We start from the raw sequence: 21490 nt of genomic DNA, 5'->3' as shown, positions 1-21490 counted from the left end.
AGAAGATAATGGCAAGAGTAAAACGTGGTGTACATGCGGCGAAGAAGCGCCGTACAACTCTAGAACGAGCTGCAGGTTATCGCGGTCAACGTTCACGTCTATTTTCAAAGGCAAAAGAACAGGTTACTCACTCACTTGTTTATGCGTTCAACGATCGTAAAGATAAAAAAGGTGACTTCCGTCGACTTTGGATTCAACGAATCAATGCAGCTGCCCGGGCAAACGGCATGACTTACAACCGTTTAATTCAAGGTTTAAAGATTGCTGGCATTGAAGTGGATCGCAGAGTGCTATCTGAATTGGCAACAAATGACCCGGTAGCATTCTCAAAATTAGTTGAGATTGCCCGCAAAAATGTTGTAACAGCTTAAAACATCTTTAACCGAGTAGTTATCGATGGAAAACATTACGAGCCTTAATTCGCCTCACATTGAGCGAGTTAAGGCTCTTACTGGTCCCAGGGGCAAAAAAAATCGTGAAACAGAAAGCGCGTTCATTGCCGAAGGAATACAAACAGTTCGAGAAGCACTAACCTCTAAATTAATTGCCGGACTTGCAGTGAAGCATGTTTATGTTACTGAGTCTGGATTATTAAAATTGCAACAAGAAATATCATCTGCGAACTTAGAGAAATATGAACTGATAATGGTTTCAGATCAGGTAATGACTGCAATGGCAGATTCAGAATCTCCACAGGGAATAATTGCACTGTGTTCCTCAAAATCTATGAAGTTATCGGATTTATGGGCGAGTAAGCCCAATAAGATTGCTTACTTTTGGCAAATTCAAGATCCAGGTAATGCCGGGACAGTTATTAGAACCGCTGATGCTTGTGGTTTTGATGCAGTTGTCTTCTCATCTGACAGTGTCGACATTTTTAACCCAAAAACTGTACGGTCAACAGTAGGTTCGTTGTGGCACATACCGGCAGTAACAGATGTCAATATTGATGAGTTCATTAACCAAGCAGGGGTGAATAACCTGCCACTTTATGCGTTAACTGGTGAAGGAGAAGAAAGTTTCAACAGCTCATTTGTTAGTAGGGTTTCAAAACAACCATCGGGTTGGCTTTTCGGAAATGAAGCTAGAGGTTTACCCACCCTGCCATCTGAACTAGTTAAGGTTGCTATCCCGATGAAAGGCTTTGCAGAATCATTAAATGTGGCAAGTGCTGCGGCAATTGTCCTACATTCCGTGGGGCTCTACTAATAGACTTAGCGCATTATGTCTTTAGATCAAGCCCAAATAAATCGTGATTTAGCTTCTGCGCTTAGTGCAATTGCTTCAGCGGTCAATTTAGATGCGATGAAGCAAATAAAGATAGATTTTGTTGGAGATAAATCACCACTTGCGAAGGCAAATCAACTATTGGCGTCAATTGATCAATCCCAGCGAGCAGAGTTTGGAAAATTGATCGGATCGGCTCGAGCCCAAATCAATCAAGCCTTTGAAAAGAAAAGTGTTGAATTGTCTGAAGTTCGTGATACAGAAGTCTTATTAACCGAGAGAGTAGATGTAACTCTACCTGGCCGCAGAACATTAAAAGGTGGACTTCATCCTTTAACAATTTTGACCAATGAAATAAATGATTTGTTCATCGGCCTTGGATACAAGGTGGCTGAAGGACCCGAGCTGGAGTCTGCATGGCTTAATTTTGACGCTCTAAATATTCCAGCCGACCATCCAGCTCGAACAATGCAGGATACTTTTTTCGTTGAGCCGTTAGATGCAAATCTGGTTTTACGCACCCACACATCTCCGGTGCAAATTAGAACTATGCTTGATGAAAAACCCCCCATATATGTAATTTGTCCAGGGAAGACGTACCGCTCGGATGAGTTAGATGCTACCCACACGCCAGTTTTTCACCAGGTGGAGGGTTTAGTTGTTGATGAAAATATAACCATGGCAGATTTAAAGGGCACCTTGGACTTTTTTGCTAAATCTATTTTTGGTGAGAATGTTAAAACAAGATTACGCCCATCTTTTTTTCCGTTCACTGAGCCATCCGCTGAGGTAGATGTGTTTTTCAACGGCCGTTGGATTGAATGGGGCGGATGCGGAATGGTGAATGAGAAGGTTCTAATAGGTTGTGGAATTGATACTAAAAAATTCTCGGGTTTTGCATTTGGAATGGGATTAGAAAGAACCCTTATGGTCAAACATGGCATCAATGATATGCATGACATCGTTGAGGGTGATGTTCGATTCACACAAAGTTTCGGAGTTGGTAATAAATGAAAGTCCCATTAAGTTGGTTGAGCGAATATGTGAAATTACCGCCAAAAATTACTACCGATCAAATTGCCCAGGCCTTTGTCAATGTTGGATTTGAAGTTGAGGCTATCGATCGGCAAGGTCAAAATTTGAAGGGGCCGATTTTAGTTGGCAAGGTAAAATCAATTGAGGAGCTTCCAGAAAATAGGAAACCTATTCGTTATGTGGGCCTTGATCTTGGCGATAAACAAATCAGGTATGTCATTTGCGGAGCAAGAAACTTCAAAGTAAATGATCTAGTTGTGGTGGCACTTCCCGGCGCTGTATTACCTGGAAATTTTGCGATTTCTGCTCGACAAACCTATGGCAGATTAAGTGATGGCATGATTTGTTCTGCCAAAGAATTGGGTATCAGCGATGAACATGCTGGCATTATTGTGTTGCCTCAAGGAGAAATCGGAAATGATGCGATCAAGCTACTTGATATATCAGATGTTGTTTTTGATATCGCAATCAATCCAGATCGAGGATATGCAATGTCGGTACGAGGTCTGGCCAGAGAATTGGCCGGTTCCTTAAAGTGTAAGTTCGTGGATCCAGCCGACCTCAAAATTTCCAAGCAATTCAAACCGGTTAAAACCAGCAAAGCGGTCTCGGTAAAGATTGAAGATAAAACTGGTGCGGATCAAATATACATTCGAACCATTGAAAATGTAAATATGAAAAAACCAACACCGATATGGATGCAACGACGGATAGAAAAATGCGGTATGCGGTCAATTTCATTGGCTGTTGATATAACTAATTATGTAATGTTGGAGTTAGGCCAACCACTGCATGCCTTTGATGCAGACATGGTGGTTGGTGGTTTACGTGTTGTGCGGGCAGGTAAATTCAAAAGATTGACCACATTAGACAAAGTAGATCGTGATTTAGATTCAGATAATTTATTGATATGTGATAGCAAAGCACCACTCGCATTGGCGGGCACTATGGGAGGCCTAGCTTCAGAGGTGTCATCTACAACAAATAGAATTGCACTTGAAGCAGCCCATTTTGATCCGATTAGCGTTGCGAGAAACTCTCGCTCACACAAACTTTCTAGTGAGGCATCACGCAGAATCGAACGAAACACTGATCCAATGATGGCTGAAATCGCTTCAGCTAGAGCGGTCAATTTGCTAGTCGATCTTGCAGAGGCAAAGTATGTGGGCAGCTCAATCGGTGGTGCGCCGATCAAGAAACGTAAATTAAAAGTTAGCATTGCAAAAGTATCTAAATTCATTGGTTACTCATACTCGATAAAGCAAGTTAAAGATTCTCTGACATCGATTGGTTGCAAGGTAAGTGGCAGCGGTGACTTGATTGCAATTGAAATCCCAACTTGGCGTCCAGATTTAAATAGCATGGCAGATTTTGCGGAAGAGATTGCTAGATTAAATGGTTATCAACTTATTGCATCTAGATTGCCAATAGGCAAAACTGGTGGCGCTCTGAATAAAATGCAACAACGTAAGCGCCAAGTTGCACAAATGTTGGCCAATCAAGGTTTTTCAGAGGTTATTAACTATCCATTTGTATCTCAGGAGTTGGTTGATTTACTGGGCTTCACAGGAGATCGAGCAAAGTCATTCAAGATTGCAAACCCTATCTCTGCCGAGACACCATTGCTGCGTACTCATTTACTACCCGGGTTACTCACTACCTTGGAGCGAAATGTGAGTAGAGGTGTGAAAGATCTTGCAATCTTTGAAATTGGATCTGTCTTTAGAAATACCTCCACATTAAATAGAGCAGTAATGCCAGAAACAAGTAGAAGGCCTTCTGCCAAGAGTATTGACGCTATTTATTCAGGGGTCCCAAAGCAGATGCTCTTTATCGGCGCAGTAGTTGCGGGTGAGGCACTCCTATCTAATTGGCAGGGCAAAGGAGTTAAATTCTTTTGGAGCGATGCGATCGCGAAAGCAATCGAAATTGTTGAATCTACCGGTAATGATTTTGAAGTTGTCAGTAGTTCGCTAGCACCTTGGCATCCAGGTAGGTGTGCAGAGATAAGAGTTGGCGGAAAGCCAATTGCGCATGCGGGTGAATTGCATCCGAGGGTGATCTCATCACTTGATCTTCCGGAGCGCACCTGTGCTTTTGCAGTGATCTTAAGTGAACTTCCAAGTGCTCAAACCACAAAAGCACCATCAATTTGGAACCAACCCGCAACTGTGCAAGATATTGCGTTAATAGTGAATAAGGATGTTGCAGCGGCTGAAGTTGAAAAAGCATTGCGTTCCGGTGCGGGCAACCTACTGGAGTCAATTTTATTGTTTGATAGATACGATCAAATTGGTGAGGGTAAAGTTTCATTAGCTTTCACGCTTTCCTTTCGGGCATCAGATCGCACCCTCACAGCTGATGAAGTAGCTGGCTATCGGGATGCTGCAGTAGCTGCGGCAGCTAGGTCCTGTGGGGTGGTATTGCGTTCTTAATGTATAATTATGCAAACATTTGCATAAATATACTGTTATGCGTTATGATCGTTCCATGAAAGTGGGAGTAATTGGCGCCAGTGGCTACACCGGTGGTGAGCTTTTAAGATTGCTCTCTGGACATCCAAAATTCAATCTTAACTACATAGCAGCAGGTAATAATGCAGGTGAATTAATTACGTTGCTTCATCCACAACTTACCGCTTTTTCTGGCCAGAAATTCTCACAAACTAATACAACTGAAATAAATTCTTGTGATCTAGTTTTTATAGCACTTCCGCATGGAGAATCTGCAAAATTAATCTCGCAAATAGATGCGCGGGTAAAGATTGTTGACTTGGGCGCAGATTTTAGACTTTCAAATGTGAAAGATTGGGAGAAATATTATGGGGGAGTTCATGCTGGAAGTTGGCTCTATGGTTTACCAGAACTGGTTAATCACAAAGAAATTGCCATTGCAACCAAGGTAGCAAACCCGGGTTGTTATGCAACCGCTATTGCACTTTCTATTGCTCCAGTATTAGCTGATATAGATACCTCCGACATTGTGGTGGTAGCTGCTTCAGGCACGACCGGCGCAGGACGCAGTGCAAAGGTAAACCTGTTAGGTAGTGAAGTTATGAATAATCTCACCTCCTATAAGTTTGGTGGAGTGCACCAACACACACCTGAGATCGAACAGATTCTCAGTGAGTTCGCAAAGTCAGCGGTAAAAATCTCATTTACACCGATTCTTGCGCCTATGCCAAGAGGCATACTGGCAACAGTTACCGCAAAGATAACAACCGAGAGCAATCTGGATAGTTTACGTAGTAAATACTCTCATTTTTATTTGAAGAGTAAATTCGTTTCACTATTGCCAGCGAATCAGATGCCAATGACTAGTGCAGTCTTAGGCAGTAATAACGTGCAAATACAAATTGCTGTTGATACCCATGTTAATCGAATAGTGATTTCAACCGCCATTGATAATCTTGGTAAAGGTGCTGCTGGTCAAGCAATTCAAAACGCGAATTTGATGTGTGATTTCCCAGAGGATCTAGGACTACACGCAGTAGGTGTTAGATGATCGTAATCAAATATGGTGGGAATGCGTTGCCAAATGTGGATTCCAACGATCCTGTTTTAGAAGCAATTGCTGATGCCTTTCTAGATGGTGAACAAATCGTTTTAGTTCACGGTGGCGGACCACAGATAGATAAAGCGCTTGAAGAAAAAAATCTGGTTAGTGAAAAAATTGCTGGTTATCGTGTTACAGATTCACAGGTTTTTGAGGTAGTTCAGTCAGTATTAAGCGGCACTGTATTACGATCAATAGTTAATTACTTGATTGGTAGTGAGGTTAATGCAGTGGGTTTATCAGCCGCCGATGGCGGGCTAATTAGAGCGGAAAAATTCAAGCCAGTTGTTGATGGTAAGCAGGTTGATATTGGTTTTGTTGGGCAGGTAGCTGAGGTTAATCCAATGATCTTAGAGAGTTTGATCACTGAGGGGTACTTGCCGGTGATTTCTCCAGTGGCAACTGATGCTGATGGCGTGGGATTCAACATTAACGCAGATTTAGTTGCCGGCGCTATTGGTGGTGCTTTAAGAGCTGACTGCGTAATTTTTCTAACTGATGTTGATGGTATTTATCGTAACTGGCCAGATGAAACCTCACATATTGATGAGATAACTATTGATGAATTAAAACAAATAGCGCCATCTTTTTCCGAAGGAATGATTCCAAAGGTTGCAGCGGCAATTAATGCAATTGATTCGGGAGCTTTTGCGGTCAGGATAACGAATGGTACTGATCTTGCTGCAGTGTTGGATGCTTTGGATGATCAGGGCGGAACCTTGGTGAGTGCGTAATGGCAAAAGTAAATATGCAATCTGCTACAGCTCGAAGAGCGTTAATCATCAAACTAGTTGATGATGAGTTGATACATTCACAAAGTGATCTAGTAAGAGAGATTTCTAAGCATGGTTATACGATGACACAAGCAACTGCTAGTCGTGATTTAGAAGAGTTGGGCGCAGTACGTGGTAAAGACAACAACGGCATTTTTCGATATCAATTTGTATCATCCCCGCAAAGTGTCAAAAGTAAGGGGATGTCGGAGTTAATTTCATCATTGGATTCAAGTGGCAATCTTGCAGTAGTAAAAACTCCACCAGGTGCTGCCCAGCTTATTGCTGGCAATCTTGATCGCGCCATGAAATCTGGAAAACTGCATTCAGCCATTGGGACGATTGCAGGTGATGACACGGTTTTAGTGGTTGCTAAATCAGCAACAGGGGGAGCATCCCTGGTCCGTGAAATCAACAAGTTATTAGGAGCAAATAAATGACACTTTGGGGTGGAAGATTTAGTAGCGGACCAGCAGAATCAGTGGCAGCTTTGTCCAGAAGTGTCCATTTTGACTGGCGTCTTGCGCCATATGAGATTGAGGTGAATCTAGTTCATCTAAAAAGTTTGGTTGCCCAATCGGTAGTGAGTAAAGAGGAGGGTGGAAAGATTGAAAAGGCCCTGCTCCAATTGGCAACTGAGATAGGTTCTGGCAAGTTCACCTATACCAAAGCCGATGAGGATGTGCACAGCGCAATTGAACGGGGCTTAATTGAAAAATGCGGCCCAGTTGGAGGCGCAATTAGGGCTGGCCGATCTAGAAACGATTTGGTAATAACTGATTTCAAACTCTATTTAGTTGATCACCTACTTGAGATTGCAGCGCAGATTACTTCGCTGGTTCAAGCCTTTAACGCTCAAGCAGAAAGGCATTTGGATTTGATCGCTTCTGGTTTCACTCATACCCAACATGCCCAGCCAATAACCTTCGCACAAGAGTTGAGCAAGCACTCTCATGGCCTGTTGCGAGATGTGGATCGAATATTTGATTGGTTGGATAGAAATAATTTCTCACCTTTTGGCGCAGGAGCACTTGCTGGTTCCTCATTGGTACCAAAACCAGAGAAGATTGCAAGTGAGTTAGGTTTTGCAGGAGTTATGCCGAACAGTATTGATGCCGTCAGTGATCGTGATTTTGCAGCAGAGGCGTTATTTATAATGGCGATGATCGGTGTTCATCTTTCTAAAGTTGGCGAGGAGTTCATTCTATGGAGCTCTACTGAGTTTGGTTGGCTGGAAATTGATGATGCATATACAACTGGCTCTTCGATAATGCCGCAAAAGAAAAATGCGGATGTAGCAGAGTTAGCTAGAGGTAAATCTGGCAGATTCATTGGAAACCTCACTAGCCTACTTGTGGTTTTGAAAGCCATGCCCTTCGCTTACAACCGAGATCTGCAAGAGGACAAGGAGCCAGTATTTGATTCAGTGGATCAATTGTTACTTCTTTTACCTGCGGTATCTGGCATGGTCGCAACTGCGAATTTTTTGCCAGCGAAAATATCTAAAACTGCTGCTGATGGTTTTTCATTAGCTACTGAGATTGCAGACTTTTTGGCGAAAAAGCAGATCCCATTTGCCACTGCCCATGAGATTGCGGGAGAGTGTGTAAAATTCTGTGAGAAAAATGGCATCACCTTGCAGCAGTTAACAACAGTGCAATTACTTACAATTCATCCATCCCTCACCGATGAGGTGAAAGAGCTCTTAGATGTGAAAGGTGCAGTAGATAGCCGAAGGTCATCGATGGCCACCTCGAAAAACTCAGTAAGCACAGCACTTATTCAGTTAAAATCTGAGATCACCCGAATCGAAAGTGAAATTTCAAGGCGTCGCAAGCCTTTATCGGGCATGATCTGACCATGGAGAACTCGCTTTTAGCAGACCTTGAATGGCGCGGGTTAATTGCGCAATCAACTGATCGCAAGGAGCTTGATCAGCTGTTGAGTAAACCAACCACCCTTTATCTTGGGATTGATCCCACGGCGCCTAGTATGCATCTTGGAAATTTGGTAGTTTTTTTGGTTTTGCGAAGATTTCAATTAGCGGGCCATAATCCAATTGCCTTGGTAGGCGGTGCCACTGGATTGGTAGGCGACCCTAGTGGTAAAAATGATGAGCGAATATTGAATGAAGAAAAAACTGTTTCTGAGTGGGTCGCTAAGATCAAAAAACAGGTGGAAAAAGTTTTAGATTTCAAGGACAAGAAGGCGGCTGCCAAACTAGTCAATAACCTTGATTGGACTAAGCCAGTTTCGGCATTGGAGTTTTTACGTGATATCGGGAAACATTTTTCAGTAAATCAAATGTTGGCCAAGGATTCAGTCGCAAATCGCCTAGCCTCAGTTGGTATCTCTTACACCGAGTTCTCCTACCAAGTTTTGCAATCCTTTGATTATTTGGAACTTTATCGCCGGCATAATTGCAAACTGCAAATTGGTGGCTCTGATCAATGGGGAAATATCGTGGCCGGCCTGGATCTGATCCGAAAGGTTGAAGGCGGCGCAGCCCATGCTTTAACTGTGCCGTTACTAACAAAATCTGATGGATCAAAATTTGGTAAAACTGCATCTGGTGCAATTTGGCTTGATGATCAGATGACCTCCGCCTATGAGTTCTTCCAATTCTGGCTCAACAGCGAGGATGCTGATTTGCCAAAGCTACTTAAGGTATTTTCCATGAAGAGCAGAGTTGAAATTGAGCAGTTAATTGAGAGTGTCAAAATCGATCCAGGGGCCAGACAAGCCCACCGAGAGTTAGCCAGGGAGATGACCAGTTTGATACATGGCGCTGGGATGACTCAAAAAGTTGAGGAGGCTGCCAAAGCTTTGTTTGGACAGGGTGAGATCTCAGAATTGGATCTGCCTACCTTGGATGCAGCCTTAGGGCAGTTGCCAAGAACCACGGTAAAGAAGGGGGACCCTTTTCCCTCATGGATTGAATTGCTGGTAGCCACGGGGGTGGTGGATTCCAAGTCTGCTGCTAGGCGGATTTTGAAGGAGGGTGGGGCGTATTTGAACAATAAACGGGTGGAAAGTGAGGATTTCACCCCCACAAAATCAGACCTTTTGCAGGGCAAGTACCTGCTCCTGCGTAAGGGCAAACGGGATCTAGCAGCGGTTGAAATAGTAGGCTAAAAACGCTCATTTTTGGGCATTTCGTGATTTGACCCCCTCATCTGGCTGAGGCTATATTTCTCCTCCCCATACGAGACGGACTCTTATCAAAAGGCCGTGTATGGAAAACCCCGATTTTGAAGGTTTGTAGGCATGCCTGCAGGCTAAAAAAATGGGTTGCCCTGCGAAGTGAAAGAAATTTCACCACCAGTGAGCAGTCGTACCTTGAGAACTCAACAACGTGCAAGAAAGTCAATGCCAAAGATTTCAATTAGAAATCGAAGGCATTAATTGACGTTGTTAATTTTAATTTATTAATTTTAATAGCATCAGTTTTGTTTTATAAATACCTTTGAAACTTAATTAACTAGTTTATTTATTTTAATTAATAAATAAATTTGCTTTAAGTACAAAACAAAAAACAATTGATAAAGACTATAAACATAAGCGAACTCTGATTAATATATTTATTAATTAGATAGTCATGTTTGTCTTTTTGTCAGATCAAATTTTCTATGGAGAGTTTGATCCTGGCTCAGGACGAACGCTGGCGGCGTGCTTAACACATGCAAGTCGAGCGATGAAGTTTCTTCGGAAATGGATTAGCGGCGAACGGGTGAGGAACACGTGAAGAATCTGCCCTCCACTTTGGAATAACACCGGGAAACCGGTGCTAATACCGAATATTGAAACATAAGTGGCATCACTGAGTTTTTAAAGAATTTCGGTGGAGGATGACTTCGCGGCCTATCAGCTAGTTGGTGAGGTAATGGCTCACCAAGGCAACGACGGGTAGCCGGCCTGAGAGGGCGACCGGCCACACTGGGACTGAGACACGGCCCAGACTCCTACGGGAGGCAGCAGTGGGGAATATTGGGCAATGGAGGAAACTCTGACCCAGCGACGCCGCGTGCGGGATGAAGGCCTTCGGGTTGTAAACCGCTTTCAGTAGGGAAGAAGCGAAAGTGACGGTACCTACAAAAGAAGCACCGGCTAACTATGTGCCAGCAGCCGCGGTAATACATAGGGTGCAAGCGTTGTCCGGAATTATTGGGCGTAAAGAGCTCGTAGGTCGTTTGCCACGTCGGATGTGAAAACCTGAGGCTCAACCTCAGGCCTGCATTCGATACGAGCAAACTAGAGTTTGGTAGGGGAGACTGGAATTCCTGGTGTAGCGGTGGAATGCGCAGATATCAGGAGGAACACCAACGGCGAAGGCAGGTCTCTGGGCCAATACTGACACTGAGGAGCGAAAGTCTGGGGAGCGAACAGGATTAGATACCCTGGTAGTCCAGACCGTAAACGGTGGGCACTAGTTGTGGGAACCTTCCACGGTTTCTGCGACGCAGCTAACGCATTAAGTGCCCCGCCTGGGGAGTACGATCGCAAGATTAAAACTCAAAGGAATTGACGGGGCCCCGCACAAGCAGCGGAGCATGCGGCTCAATTCGACGCAACGCGAAGAACCTTACCAAGGCTTGACATATAGGGAAAAGTGGCAGAGATGCCATGTCCGCAAGGGCTCTATACAGGTGGTGCATGGTTGTCGTCAGCTCGTGTCGTGAGATGTTGGGTTAAGTCCCGCAACGAGCGCAACCCTCGTTCTGTGTTGCCAGCATTTAGTTGGGGACTCACAGGAGACTGCCGGGGTTAACTCGGAGGAAGGTGAGGATGACGTCAAATCATCATGCCCCTTATGTCTTGGGCTGCACGCATGCTACAATGGCCGGTACAGAGGGCTGCAATACCGTAAGGTGGAGCGAATCCCAAAAAGCCGGTCTCAGTTCGGATTGAGGTCTGCAACTCGACCTCATGAAGTTGGAGTTGCTAGTAATCGTAGATCAGCAACGCTACGGTGAATACGTTCCCGGGGCTTGTACACACCGCCCGTCACGTCACGAAAGTCGGTAACACCCAAAGTCAGTGGCCCAACCGCAAGGGGGGAGCTGCCTAAGGTGGGATCGGTGATTGGGACGAAGTCGTAACAAGGTAGGCGTACCGGAAGGTGCGGCTGGATCACCTCCTTTCTAAGGAGCTTTCTTTAGATAAGTGGAGCATTGACTTTAATTTCCCCACAAATAATCATTTAAAATTTATTTTAAATTTAAGTTTGTTGAAAATCTTGCACGTTGTTGGGCTCTGAGGGTATGAACCCTCTGAGTTAGTTAATAGATGAAAATGTTTTTATTACTTTAAGAAATTAAATATAAAAATAACTCATCAATGTTAATTAACTTCGCCCGTACCTTGAGAACTACACAGTGAACGCGAGCATCTTTGTAATAAATGTAGAAACAAATTAATAAGTGCAAATGGCGGATGCCTAGGCACCAGAAGCCGATGAAGGTCGTAGGAGGCTGCGAAAAGCCTCGGGGAGCCGCCAACCAGGCTTCGATCCGAGGATTACCGAATGGGGAAACCTAGCTGGAGTAATGTCCAGTTATCTCTGTCTGAATAAATAGGACAGAAGATGGTAACGAGGGGAAGTGAAACATCTCAGTACCCTCAGGAAGAGAAAACAACCGTGATTCCGTTAGTAGTGGCGAGCGAAAGCGGGGCAGGCTAAACCAATCATGTGCCAAGCCGGCAGGCGTTGCATGATCGGTGTCGTGGGACTAAATGGAGTTAACTGCCGTTAATTCAACAAGTCAGAAAATAATGAAGTAGATGAAGGGCGTGGGAAAGCCCGGCACAGAAGGTGAGACCCCTGTAGTCGAAATTTCATTATCTTGTTTTTAGTATCCCAAGTAATACCGGACTCGTGTAATCCGGTATGAATCTGGCGGGACCACCCGCTAAGCCTAAATACTCTCTGGTGACCGATAGTGAACAAGTACCGTGAGGGAAAGGTGAAAAGAACCCCGCAAGGGGAGTGAAATAGAATCTGAAACCGTTTGCATACAAACCGTTGGAGCTGCCTTGTGCAGTGACAGCGTGCCTTTTGAAGAATGAGTCTACGAGTTAGTGTGATGTAGCAAGGTTAACCCGTCGAGGGGAAGCCGTAGCGAAAGCGAGTCTGAATAGGGCGAATAAGTTGCATCATCTAAACCCGAAGCGAGGTGATCTCGCCATGACCAGGTTGAAGCGCGGGTAAGACCGCGTGGAGGACCGAACCCACTAAAGTTGAAAATTTAGGGGATGAGTTGTGGCTAGGGGTGAAAGACCAATCAAACTTCGTGATAGCTGGTTCTCTCCGAAATGCATTTAGGTGCAGCGTCACGTGTTTCTTACTGGAGGTAGAGCACTGGATGGCCGAGGGGTCCTACAAGATTACCAACGTCAGCCAAACTCCGAATGCCAGTAAGTGAGAACGTGGCAGTGAGACAGTGGGGGATAAGCTTCATTGTCGAGAGGGAAACAACCCAGAACAGCAACTAAGGTCCCAAAGCCTGTGCTAAGTGGAAAAGGATGTGAAGTCGCATAGACAACCAGGAGGTTGGCTTAGAAGCAGCCACCCTTAAAAGAGTGCGTAATAGCTCACTGGTCAAGTGATTTCGCGCCGACAATGTAACGGGGCTCAAGCACAGCACCGAAGTTCTGTCATTCACACACTATCCCGGTCTTATGGTTCGCCAGAAAGATCCAGGAGTGTGGATGGGTAGGAGAGCGTTGTGTAACTAGTGAAGCGGCGGAGGAATCCAGCCGTGGAAGTTACACAAGTGAGAATGTAGACATGAGTAGCGAAAGACGGGTGAGAAACCCGTCCACCGAATGACCAAGGGTTCCTGAGCCAGGCTAATCCGCTCAGGGTAAGTCGGGTCCTAAGGCGAGGCCGACAGGCGTAGTCGATGGACAACTGGTTGATATTCCAGTACCCGCAATAAACCGTCCATGACGAATCAATAATGCTAAGTGTTTGAAGTTGGCTAGCAATAGCTGATGGAGCGCACGACCCAAGTTGTTAGTAGTCAAGCAATGGAGAGACGCAGGAAGGTAATCCAACCCAGGCGATGGTTGACCTGGGGTAAGAGTGTAGGAGGTTCTGTAGGAAAATCCGCAGAACAATCTCTGAGACTTAATGCCGAGCCGTAAGGCGAAGTGGATGATCCTATGCTGCCAAGAAAATCTTCTAGCGAGGTTTATCGTGGCCCGTACCCGAAACCGACTCAGGTGGTCAGGTAGAGAATACCAAGGTGATCGAGAGAATCGTGGTGAAGGAACTCGGCAAAATACCCCCGTAACTTCGGGAGAAGGGGGGCTAATTTTTGTGTAGAGGTTTACCTTCGAAGCATAAGTTAGACGCAGAGAATAGGCTCAAGCGACTGTTTACCAAAAACACAGGTCCGTGCGAAGTTGCAAAACGATGTATACGGACTGACGCCTGCCCGGTGCTGGAAGGTCAAGGGGACTGGTTAGCTCTTCGGAGCGAAGCCGAGAACTTAAGCCCCAGTAAACGGCGGTGGTAACTATAACCATCCTAAGGTAGCGAAATTCCTTGTCGGGTAAGTTCCGACCTGCACGAATGGCGTAACGACTTGAGCGCTGTCTCCACCATGAACTCGGCGAAATTGCATTACGAGTAAAGATGCTCGTTACGCGCGGAAAGACGGAAAGACCCCGGGACCTTTACTATATCTTGATATTGGTACTCGGAACGTTCTGTGTAGCATAGGTGGGAGACTTTGAAGCGGCACGCCAGTGTCGTGGAGTCAACAAATGAAATACCACTCTGAATGTTTTGAGTTTCTAACCTCGGCCCATTATCTGGGTCAGGGACAGTGTCTGGTGGGTAGTTTAACTGGGGCGGTTGCCTCCCAAAAAGTAACGGAGGCGCTCAAAGGTTCCCTCAACCTGGTTGGTAATCAGGTGTCGAGTGTAAGTGCACAAGGGAGCTTAACTGTGAGACAGACATGTCAAGCAGGTGCGAAAGCAGGAACTAGTGATCCGGCGGTGGCTTGTGGAAGCGCCGTCGCTCAACGGATAAAAGGTACCCCGGGGATAACAGGCTGATCTTGCCCAAGAGTCCATATCGACGGCAAGGTTTGGCACCTCGATGTCGGCTCGTCTCATCCTGGGGCTGGAGTAGGTCCCAAGGGTTGGGCTGTTCGCCCATTAAAGAGGCACGCGAGCTGGGTTCAGAACGTCGTGAGACAGTTCGGTCCCTATCTTCCGTGCGCGAAGGAAACTTGAGAAGGGCTGTCCCTAGTACGAGAGGACCGGGACGGACGAACCTCTTGTGTGTCGGTTGTTTCGCCAGAAGCACGGCCGATTAGCAACGTTCGGAAGGGATAACCGCTGAAAGCATCTAAGCGGGAAGCTCGCTTCAAGATTAGGTTTCCCACTGGTTTACCAGGTAAGACCCCCAAGAGACTATTGGGTTGATAGGCCGGAAGTGGAAGAGGCGCAAGCCTTGTAGCTGACCGGTACTAATAGGTCGAGGATTTAACTACAACAATAAAAATAAATTTGAATCGCGTTCACTGTGTGGTTCCCGAGCTACGGTCGGGGATAAAAATAATTTAGATTAATTTCTAAATAGATTTTTATCTTGACTTGATAACTCAATAATGTTTCGGCGGCCTTAGCATAGGTGAAACACCCGGTCCCATTTCGAACCCGGAAGTTAAGCCCTATAGCGTCGATGGTACTGCAAGGGGGACCTTGTGGGAGAGTAGATCGCCGCCGGACTCAATTTAATAATGAGCCTTAGCTGTTAATTCAGTTAGGGCTCATTTTTTTACAGTTTAGATGCATATGATCAGCGAAATCAAATGATTTTTCGCTACCTTATAGCCATGGACAATGGCGTAGATCTTGAACAATTGCGGGAGAAGATAGGAAAGTTGAATCAGTTAGATCTCTCCTTGCACAGCGCTGAGTTTGAGTTGCTTCATAAACAGTTGCAGCAGGCGCTAACAAATCTTGATGGTGTATAGCTGATGAAAACTCGCTTAGATGCTGAGTTGGTAAGACGTGGGTTGGCGAGATCCCGGGAAAATGCGACTGAATTAATTGAATCTGGAAATGTTTTAGTATCTGGCTTGCCGGCCAGCAAAGCTGCCACTCAAGTAGATTCGCAAATCTCTATCACCTTAAAAGGTGAAGCGGATGAGTTTGTCTCTCGCGGCGGACATAAGTTATCTGGTGCGTTGAATGCTTTTTCTAAGATAGACCTAACTGGGAAAACTGCGTTAGATGCTGGTGCATCTACTGGTGGCTTTACTGATGTTTTGTTAAAACGTGGTGTGAAAAAAGTGGTGGCGGCAGATGTTGGCTACGGCCAACTTGCTTGGCAGTTGCAGAAAGACCCTAGAGTAAAAATTTTGGATCGGGTGAATGTGAGAACTTTAACTGCCGCCCAGGTAGGAGAAGAAATTGATTTAGTGGTGGCAGATCTCTCTTTTATCTCTTTGAAATTGGTATTACCAGCACTGATTGCTGTTTCTAAGCCAGAGGCGGATTTCTTAGTAATGGTCAAACCACAATTTGAGGTGGGAAAAGAAAAATTAGGGGCAGGCGGAGTGGTCAGAGATGCACAGCTGCGCAAAGAGGCGGTGGCAGCAGTTGCCGATACTGCCTACTCTTTAGGGCTGGGCACATTGGGTGTGGTGGCAAGTCCACTACCTGGACCATCAGGAAATGTGGAGTACTTCTTGTGGTTGCATAAAGGTGCGCCATCCTTATTGGAAGTAGATTTAGTTCTGGCAATTGAAAGGGGTCCGGCATGAGCAACACAATCAGTTCGGTTTTACTGGTCACCCACCCCACCCGCAGTGAAGCGCTCTCCACCGCAGTTGAGTTAACCAAGTTGCTAAGTGAAAAAAAGATTGCTGTTTATACAACTATTAAAAGTGCCGGCGCAGTGGAGTTTAAAACCGACACCAAGATTGATCTGGCTGTAGTTCTAGGTGGTGATGGAACTATGTTGCGGGCAGCGGAAATATTCCGTGGAAAAAATGTGCCCATTCTGGGAATCAATCTTGGTCATGTGGGCTTTTTAGCGGAGATTGAACGACCTTCATTAACAGATATCGCTGCCACTATTGCCAGCGGCTCCTTTTCGATTGAAGAGCGGATGAGTCTTAGCTATCAATTACACCGCGGTGGCAAGATGATCGCTTCTGGTTGGGCGCTAAATGAGGTTTTGGTAGAGCGTAATGATCACCAAATGATTGATCTATTTGTGCAGATTGATCACCGACCATTATCTAGATGGTGGTGTGATTCAGTTATCTGTGCAACCCCTACCGGATCAACTGCGTACGCCTACTCTGCAGGGGGTCCGGTGGTTTGGCCCGAAGTAGATGCATTGGTACTGCTACCACTTGCAGCTCATGCGCTATTTTCTAGGCCGATGGTGGTTTCCCCAAATTCTGAGATTGCAATGGACTTGGAGAGTGATTCAGCTGATTTAAATGCTGATGGAATTCGGCGAATGAAATTGGAAAAAAATGATCGAATAATTCTTACCAGCGATAAGGAAGATGTTCTGCTAGCGCATATTAAATCAGCCACCTTTACAGATCGTTTAGTTGCCAAATTTAAATTGCCAGTCGAGGGTTGGCGTGGGTAATAAGCAAAAGCAAAAAAGTGCATTAGAAGAGATTTCAATTCGTGGACTTGGTGTCATCGAAAGTTCAAATATCGAGTTCAAATCGGGTCTAACCGTATTGACTGGTGAAACTGGTGCGGGCAAGACGATGGTTTTAACCGCACTAAGCTTGGTTTTAGGAAGCAAAAGTGACTCTGATTTAGTAAGACAAGGCGCAGAGCGTGCAAGTGTCACCGGAAAATTTGCAGTACCAAGATCACTTGCAGCGCAGATCGTGGAATCTGGTGGTGAAATTGATGATGAGAGTGTCATCATTACCCGCACCTTAAGTGCGCAAGGTAAATCTAGAGTGTTAGTAGGTGGAGCGGTTTCATCGGCGGCATCAGTATCCGCCTTTGCATCATCCTTAGTTGAAATCCATGCTCAATCCTCCTCATCAAAATTAACTAAACCAGCGGTCGCAAGAGAGTTATTGGATAGGTATGCAGCAGCAGATTTGATCGCATATCAAAGCGTGTTTCATCAATACCACGAGCTGATTAATCGCATCAAAGAGTTAGAGCAGCAATTGAAGGAGCGGGATTCACAACTGGCGCAGTTAACTGAATTTGCTGCGGAGTTCTCAAAAGTCGCGCCAAAAAGTGGTGAGTTGTCGGTGATAGATAATGAGATCGCAAGGCTTGGATCAGTGGAGCAGTTAAACCAAGCGGTGACAACTTCGCTAAATTTACTTGAAAATGAGGAGTTATCAGCATTTAATCTGCTGCAACAGGTGCGAAAAGGTTTAGATCAGGTGCGAGGAAAAGATAACTCACTTGATCAAATTGGTGAGCGGTTTAGTGAGAATCTACTTAATCTACAAGATATTAGCTCCGATCTAAATTCATACCTTTCAAATCTTGCCGCTGATCCTAATCGGTTCGAAAAACTACAGGACCGTAAAGCCTCTCTTAACTCACTGCTTAAGAAACACGGGAAGGGTAGTGATCGTCTGGTTGCTTTTGAACAATTGATTATTGATGGCCAATTGGTGAAGGAAAAGATTGCGGATCTATCAGGTGGCAGTGATCGGGTGATAGTGTTGCAAAAAGAGGCGCAAGAGTTGTTTACAAAACTTGCTGATGCTGGTTTTACACTTAGTAAGCAGCGAAAGGCATCAGCTGAGAAACTAGCCAGTGCAGTGACAACCGAGATAAAGGCATTGTCCATGCCTAATGCAAAATTTTTAATCCAGGTGAGCACCGCAGATGGTAGTAATCCGAGCAACTACTCCGCATTTGGTTTGGATGAAATCAGTATTTTATTTGCCGCCCATACTGGTGCTGCCGCTCTGCCTCTAAACAAAGTGGCAAGTGGCGGGGAATTATCTAGAGTAATGCTCGCTTTGGAGGTAGTTATTGCCGAGGCAGAGCCAATTGGAACATATATTTTTGATGAAGTAGATGCTGGGGTTGGTGGCAAAGCTGCAGTTGAGGTGGGCCGACGATTAGCAAAACTGGCTAAAAATGCGCAGGTAATTGTGATAACTCATTTACCACAAGTGGCAGTTTGGGCAGATAATCATTTAGTTGTAAAGAAGAGTGAAAATGGTTTAGTGACACAAAGTGATGTGATTGAAATAGATGAGAATCAAAGAAAAGTTGAGATTGCCAGAATGCTCAGCGGTCAGGAGGATTCTAAAACTGCGCAGACCCATGCAACTGAGTTATTAGCGATAGTTCGAAATTCATGATAATCTAGACCTCCATGACCGCCCCTCATGTGAGTAAACATATTTTTGTTACCGGTGGCGTCGCCTCAAGTTTAGGCAAAGGATTAACTGCATCCAGTTTGGGTAGATTACTGCGTGCTCGTGGACTTAGAGTGACGATGCAAAAGCTGGATCCTTACCTTAATGTCGATCCTGGCACCATGAATCCCTTCCAACATGGTGAGGTATTTGTTACCGATGATGGGGCAGAGACTGATTTAGATATTGGCCATTATGAACGATTTTTAGATACTAATCTGCATGGCTCTGCCAACATCACAACTGGTCAGATTTACTCCCAAGTAATTGCCAAGGAGCGCCGTGGTGAGTATTTAGGTGAAACGGTGCAGGTGATCCCGCATGTAACCAATCAGATCAAAGATGCGATGAAGGCGATGGCAGGTCCCCAGGTTGATGTTGTGATCACTGAGATTGGTGGAACTGTAGGAGATATTGAATCCCTGCCATTTCTAGAAGCTGCCAGACAAATTCGTCAAGATGTGGGCCGAGATAATGTTTTTTATCTGCATGTTTCACTGGTGCCATATATGGGTCCAGCAGGTGAGCTAAAGACAAAACCAACCCAGCACTCAGTTTCAGCACTTCGTTCAATTGGTATTACCCCAGATGCGATTGTTTTACGAAGTGATCGACAAATTCCAGATGCGGTAAAGAAGAAGATCTCACTTATGTGCGACGTGGAGATCGAAGGAGTTGTGGCGGCGGTTGATGCGCCATCTATTTATGACATCCCAAAGGTGCTTTACTCAGAGGGATTAGATGCTTATGTTGTAAAACGGTTAGGTGTTAAATGCTCTGATGTGGTTTGGGGTGAATGGGAGGAACTATTAGATAAGGTTCATAATCCAAAGCATCAAGTGACTGTAGCTTTGGTGGGAAAATATATTGATCTACCAGATGCCTATCTATCAGTAACTGAAGCACTTCGTGCTGGTGGCTTCGCTAATTATGCCAAGGTAAATATCAAGTGGGTAGCAAGTGATAGTTGTGCTAGTGATACAGAAGCGGCTAAGAATTTATCAGATGTAGATGCAATCTGCGTTCCTGGTGGCTTTGGAGTAAGAGGAATTGAAGGAAAACTTGGCGCACTTAAATATGCAAGAGAGAAAAAGATTCCTGCTCTTGGTTTGTGTTTAGGTTTACAATGTATGGTAATAGAAGTTGCTCGTAATTTGATGGGTCTTAAGGATGCCAATTCAGCTGAGTTTGATCCAAAAACAACTAACCCGGTGATATCTACCATGAGTGATCAAGTTGATATTGTGGCTGGAAATGGTCAAATGGGTGGCAGTATGCGACTGGGTTTGTACAAAGCTGATTTGTTAAAAGGTTCGGTAGTTGCCGGAGTTTATGGAAAATCTGAGATTGGTGAGCGCCATAGACATCGTTATGAAGTAAATAATAAGTACCGAGAACAATTAACAGCTGCTGGAATGGTTTTTTCAGGGCTATCACCCGATCAACATTTAGTTGAATTTATTGAGTTGGCGAAGGGTACGCACCCATATTATGTTGGTACTCAAGCGCATCCAGAGTTTCTCTCTAGACCAACTCGTCCACACCCATTATTTGCTGGTTTAATTGCTGCAGCGATCGTAAAGCATGGCAAGTGATCATTTAGTAGATTTTTTCAATTATCTATCGGTTGAAAAAGGTTTGGCCAAAAACACCATTTCAGCCTATCGGGCGGATTTAGAGCGTTTTTTTCACTATTTATCGATAAATAAACTCTCATTTGATCAAATCAGTTCCGAGCAGTTAACTGGGTACTTAGCTTGGCTACGGGGTATGCACAACACCGAGTTTGAAATTGGCGAATCATCAATAGCCCGAAATGTGATTAGTATCCGCGGGTATTACACCTACCTTGCGAGTGAACACAAAATTCCAAACCCAGCGGCAAATTTGAAACCGCCAAAAATTCCGAAACGATTGCCAAAGGCTTTAACCATCGATCAAGTTATGGCAATTTTGAATATTGCAGGTGATGATTTAATTTCAGTCAGAGATAAGGCATTAATCGAACTTTTATACTCTACTGGGGCGCGGGTTAGTGAAGTAATTAATCTAAATGCTGCTGACATTTCCAAAGTGGATACCCAGGAAGGTGAGATCACAACTGTGAAATTGAAGGGAAAAGGTGGTAAGGAACGGGTAGTGCCAATTGGATCTTATGGAGTCAGCGCAATTAATGATTACCTAAGTAGATCTCGTCCGGTGTTGTCAAAAATTTCCACCCAAAAAGCTTTATTTCTCAACCAACGTGGTGGCAGATTGAGTAGACAAACTGCCTGGAATATTGTTGCAAAGAGTGCTGCTAGAGCTGGGGTAGCAGATCTAGTAACACCACACTCTATGCGTCACTCATTTGCTACACATCTATTAGATGGTGGCGCCGATATCAGGGTTGTGCAGGAGTTACTTGGACATGCATCGGTGACTACAACTCAAATTTACACATTAATAACAATTGATAGATTGCGTCAGAGCTATGCCAGCGCACATCCAAGAAGCAAGTAGCGG

15 protein-coding genes and 3 rRNA genes are annotated in these 21490 nt (G+C 44.9%); all 18 read left to right on the top strand.

Annotated elements, in window-relative coordinates:
* Positions 1 to 8 precede the first annotated feature (8 nt).
* The 18 genes from rplT (at position 9) to B1s21160_RS03330 (ending at position 21487) form a co-directional block, all read left to right on the top strand.
* A complete protein-coding gene (rplT, locus tag B1s21160_RS03410; protein ID WP_041887395.1) occupies positions 9 to 371 on the top strand; it encodes a 50S ribosomal protein L20 in 363 nt (120 codons plus the stop codon).
* A gap of 25 nt (positions 372 to 396) precedes the next feature.
* Entirely contained in the window at positions 397 to 1209 is an 813-nt protein-coding gene (locus B1s21160_RS03405; protein WP_095672437.1) for a TrmH family RNA methyltransferase, read from the top strand.
* A gap of 15 nt (positions 1210 to 1224) precedes the next feature.
* Complete coding sequence (pheS, locus tag B1s21160_RS03400) at positions 1225 to 2241, top strand: phenylalanine--tRNA ligase subunit alpha (protein WP_041887392.1); 1017 nt, start codon at positions 1225 to 1227, stop codon at positions 2239 to 2241.
* On the top strand, positions 2238 to 4697 hold the full coding sequence (pheT, locus tag B1s21160_RS03395; RefSeq protein ID WP_095672436.1) for a phenylalanine--tRNA ligase subunit beta: 2460 nt from the start codon (positions 2238 to 2240) through the stop codon (positions 4695 to 4697). Before pheS ends, pheT begins: the two co-directional genes overlap by 4 nt.
* Before the next feature lie 37 nt (positions 4698 to 4734).
* Positions 4735 to 5766, top strand: a complete 1032-nt coding sequence (argC, locus tag B1s21160_RS03390) for an N-acetyl-gamma-glutamyl-phosphate reductase (RefSeq protein ID WP_223297917.1) — start codon at positions 4735 to 4737, stop codon at positions 5764 to 5766.
* Positions 5763 to 6551, top strand: a complete 789-nt coding sequence (gene argB / locus B1s21160_RS03385) for an acetylglutamate kinase (RefSeq protein WP_095672434.1) — start codon at positions 5763 to 5765, stop codon at positions 6549 to 6551. The genes argC and argB overlap by 4 nt, the downstream gene beginning before the upstream one ends.
* A complete protein-coding gene (locus B1s21160_RS03380; RefSeq protein ID WP_095672433.1) occupies positions 6551 to 7030 on the top strand; it encodes an arginine repressor in 480 nt (159 codons plus the stop codon). The genes argB and B1s21160_RS03380 overlap by 1 nt, the downstream gene beginning before the upstream one ends.
* Positions 7027 to 8448, top strand: coding sequence for an argininosuccinate lyase (gene argH, locus B1s21160_RS03375; protein ID WP_095672432.1), 1422 nt, complete (start codon positions 7027 to 7029; stop codon positions 8446 to 8448). The genes B1s21160_RS03380 and argH overlap by 4 nt, the downstream gene beginning before the upstream one ends.
* Before the next feature lie 2 nt (positions 8449 to 8450).
* A complete protein-coding gene (gene tyrS, locus B1s21160_RS03370; RefSeq protein ID WP_095672431.1) occupies positions 8451 to 9725 on the top strand; it encodes a tyrosine--tRNA ligase in 1275 nt (424 codons plus the stop codon).
* 491 nt (positions 9726 to 10216) lie between these two features.
* Positions 10217 to 11731: ribosomal RNA gene (locus B1s21160_RS03365) — 16S ribosomal RNA — on the top strand.
* Between the two features lie 265 nt (positions 11732 to 11996).
* Positions 11997 to 15094, top strand: a 23S ribosomal RNA gene (locus B1s21160_RS03360).
* A gap of 121 nt (positions 15095 to 15215) precedes the next feature.
* Positions 15216 to 15332: ribosomal RNA gene (rrf, locus tag B1s21160_RS03355) — 5S ribosomal RNA — on the top strand.
* Together the 16S, 23S and 5S rRNA genes form the textbook arrangement of a ribosomal RNA operon.
* A gap of 107 nt (positions 15333 to 15439) precedes the next feature.
* The gene (locus B1s21160_RS06355) at positions 15440 to 15580 is read left to right on the top strand and encodes a hypothetical protein (RefSeq protein ID WP_190276980.1); all 141 of its coding nucleotides are present in this window, start codon (positions 15440 to 15442) and stop codon (positions 15578 to 15580) included.
* Positions 15581 to 15583: 3 nt separating this feature from the next.
* Complete coding sequence (locus tag B1s21160_RS03350; RefSeq protein WP_095672430.1) at positions 15584 to 16372, top strand: TlyA family RNA methyltransferase; 789 nt, start codon at positions 15584 to 15586, stop codon at positions 16370 to 16372.
* On the top strand, positions 16369 to 17217 hold the full coding sequence (locus B1s21160_RS03345; RefSeq protein ID WP_095672429.1) for an NAD kinase: 849 nt from the start codon (positions 16369 to 16371) through the stop codon (positions 17215 to 17217). Before B1s21160_RS03350 ends, B1s21160_RS03345 begins: the two co-directional genes overlap by 4 nt.
* A complete protein-coding gene (gene recN, locus B1s21160_RS03340) occupies positions 17210 to 18928 on the top strand; it encodes a DNA repair protein RecN (protein ID WP_190276926.1) in 1719 nt (572 codons plus the stop codon). Before B1s21160_RS03345 ends, recN begins: the two co-directional genes overlap by 8 nt.
* Before the next feature lie 14 nt (positions 18929 to 18942).
* Positions 18943 to 20580: a CTP synthase gene (locus B1s21160_RS03335; protein WP_095672427.1), complete on the top strand. Its 1638-nt coding sequence runs from the start codon at positions 18943 to 18945 to the stop codon at positions 20578 to 20580.
* On the top strand, positions 20570 to 21487 hold the full coding sequence (locus tag B1s21160_RS03330; protein WP_095672426.1) for a site-specific tyrosine recombinase XerD: 918 nt from the start codon (positions 20570 to 20572) through the stop codon (positions 21485 to 21487). Before B1s21160_RS03335 ends, B1s21160_RS03330 begins: the two co-directional genes overlap by 11 nt.
* Positions 21488 to 21490: the final 3 nt, after the last annotated feature.

The organism is Candidatus Nanopelagicus hibericus (assembly GCF_002288005.1).
GTDB lineage: Bacteria > Actinomycetota > Actinomycetes > Nanopelagicales > Nanopelagicaceae > Nanopelagicus > Nanopelagicus hibericus.
Note: the sequence above shows the minus strand (reverse complement) of the source record. Positions and strands in the feature narration are given on the sequence as shown.

Excerpts from the sequence above, each read along its gene's own strand:
- pheT (WP_095672436.1), top strand. The coding sequence starts at position 2,238 with ATGAAAGTCCCATTAAGTTGGTTGAGCGAATATGTGAAATTACCGCCA.
- pheS (WP_041887392.1), top strand. The coding sequence starts at position 1,225 with ATGTCTTTAGATCAAGCCCAAATAAATCGTGATTTAGCTTCTGCGCTT.
- B1s21160_RS03345 (WP_095672429.1), top strand. The coding sequence starts at position 16,369 with ATGAGCAACACAATCAGTTCGGTTTTACTGGTCACCCACCCCACCCGC.
- argH (WP_095672432.1), top strand. The coding sequence starts at position 7,027 with ATGACACTTTGGGGTGGAAGATTTAGTAGCGGACCAGCAGAATCAGTG.
- B1s21160_RS03405 (WP_095672437.1), top strand. The coding sequence starts at position 397 with ATGGAAAACATTACGAGCCTTAATTCGCCTCACATTGAGCGAGTTAAG.
- tyrS (WP_095672431.1), top strand. The coding sequence starts at position 8,451 with ATGGAGAACTCGCTTTTAGCAGACCTTGAATGGCGCGGGTTAATTGCG.
- B1s21160_RS03380 (WP_095672433.1), top strand. The coding sequence starts at position 6,551 with ATGGCAAAAGTAAATATGCAATCTGCTACAGCTCGAAGAGCGTTAATC.
- B1s21160_RS03335 (WP_095672427.1), top strand. The coding sequence starts at position 18,943 with ATGACCGCCCCTCATGTGAGTAAACATATTTTTGTTACCGGTGGCGTC.
- B1s21160_RS06355 (WP_190276980.1), top strand. The coding sequence starts at position 15,440 with ATGGACAATGGCGTAGATCTTGAACAATTGCGGGAGAAGATAGGAAAG.
- B1s21160_RS03350 (WP_095672430.1), top strand. The coding sequence starts at position 15,584 with ATGAAAACTCGCTTAGATGCTGAGTTGGTAAGACGTGGGTTGGCGAGA.
- argB (WP_095672434.1), top strand. The coding sequence starts at position 5,763 with ATGATCGTAATCAAATATGGTGGGAATGCGTTGCCAAATGTGGATTCC.
- rplT (WP_041887395.1), top strand. The coding sequence starts at position 9 with ATGGCAAGAGTAAAACGTGGTGTACATGCGGCGAAGAAGCGCCGTACA.
- argC (WP_223297917.1), top strand. The coding sequence starts at position 4,735 with ATGCGTTATGATCGTTCCATGAAAGTGGGAGTAATTGGCGCCAGTGGC.
- B1s21160_RS03330 (WP_095672426.1), top strand. The coding sequence starts at position 20,570 with ATGGCAAGTGATCATTTAGTAGATTTTTTCAATTATCTATCGGTTGAA.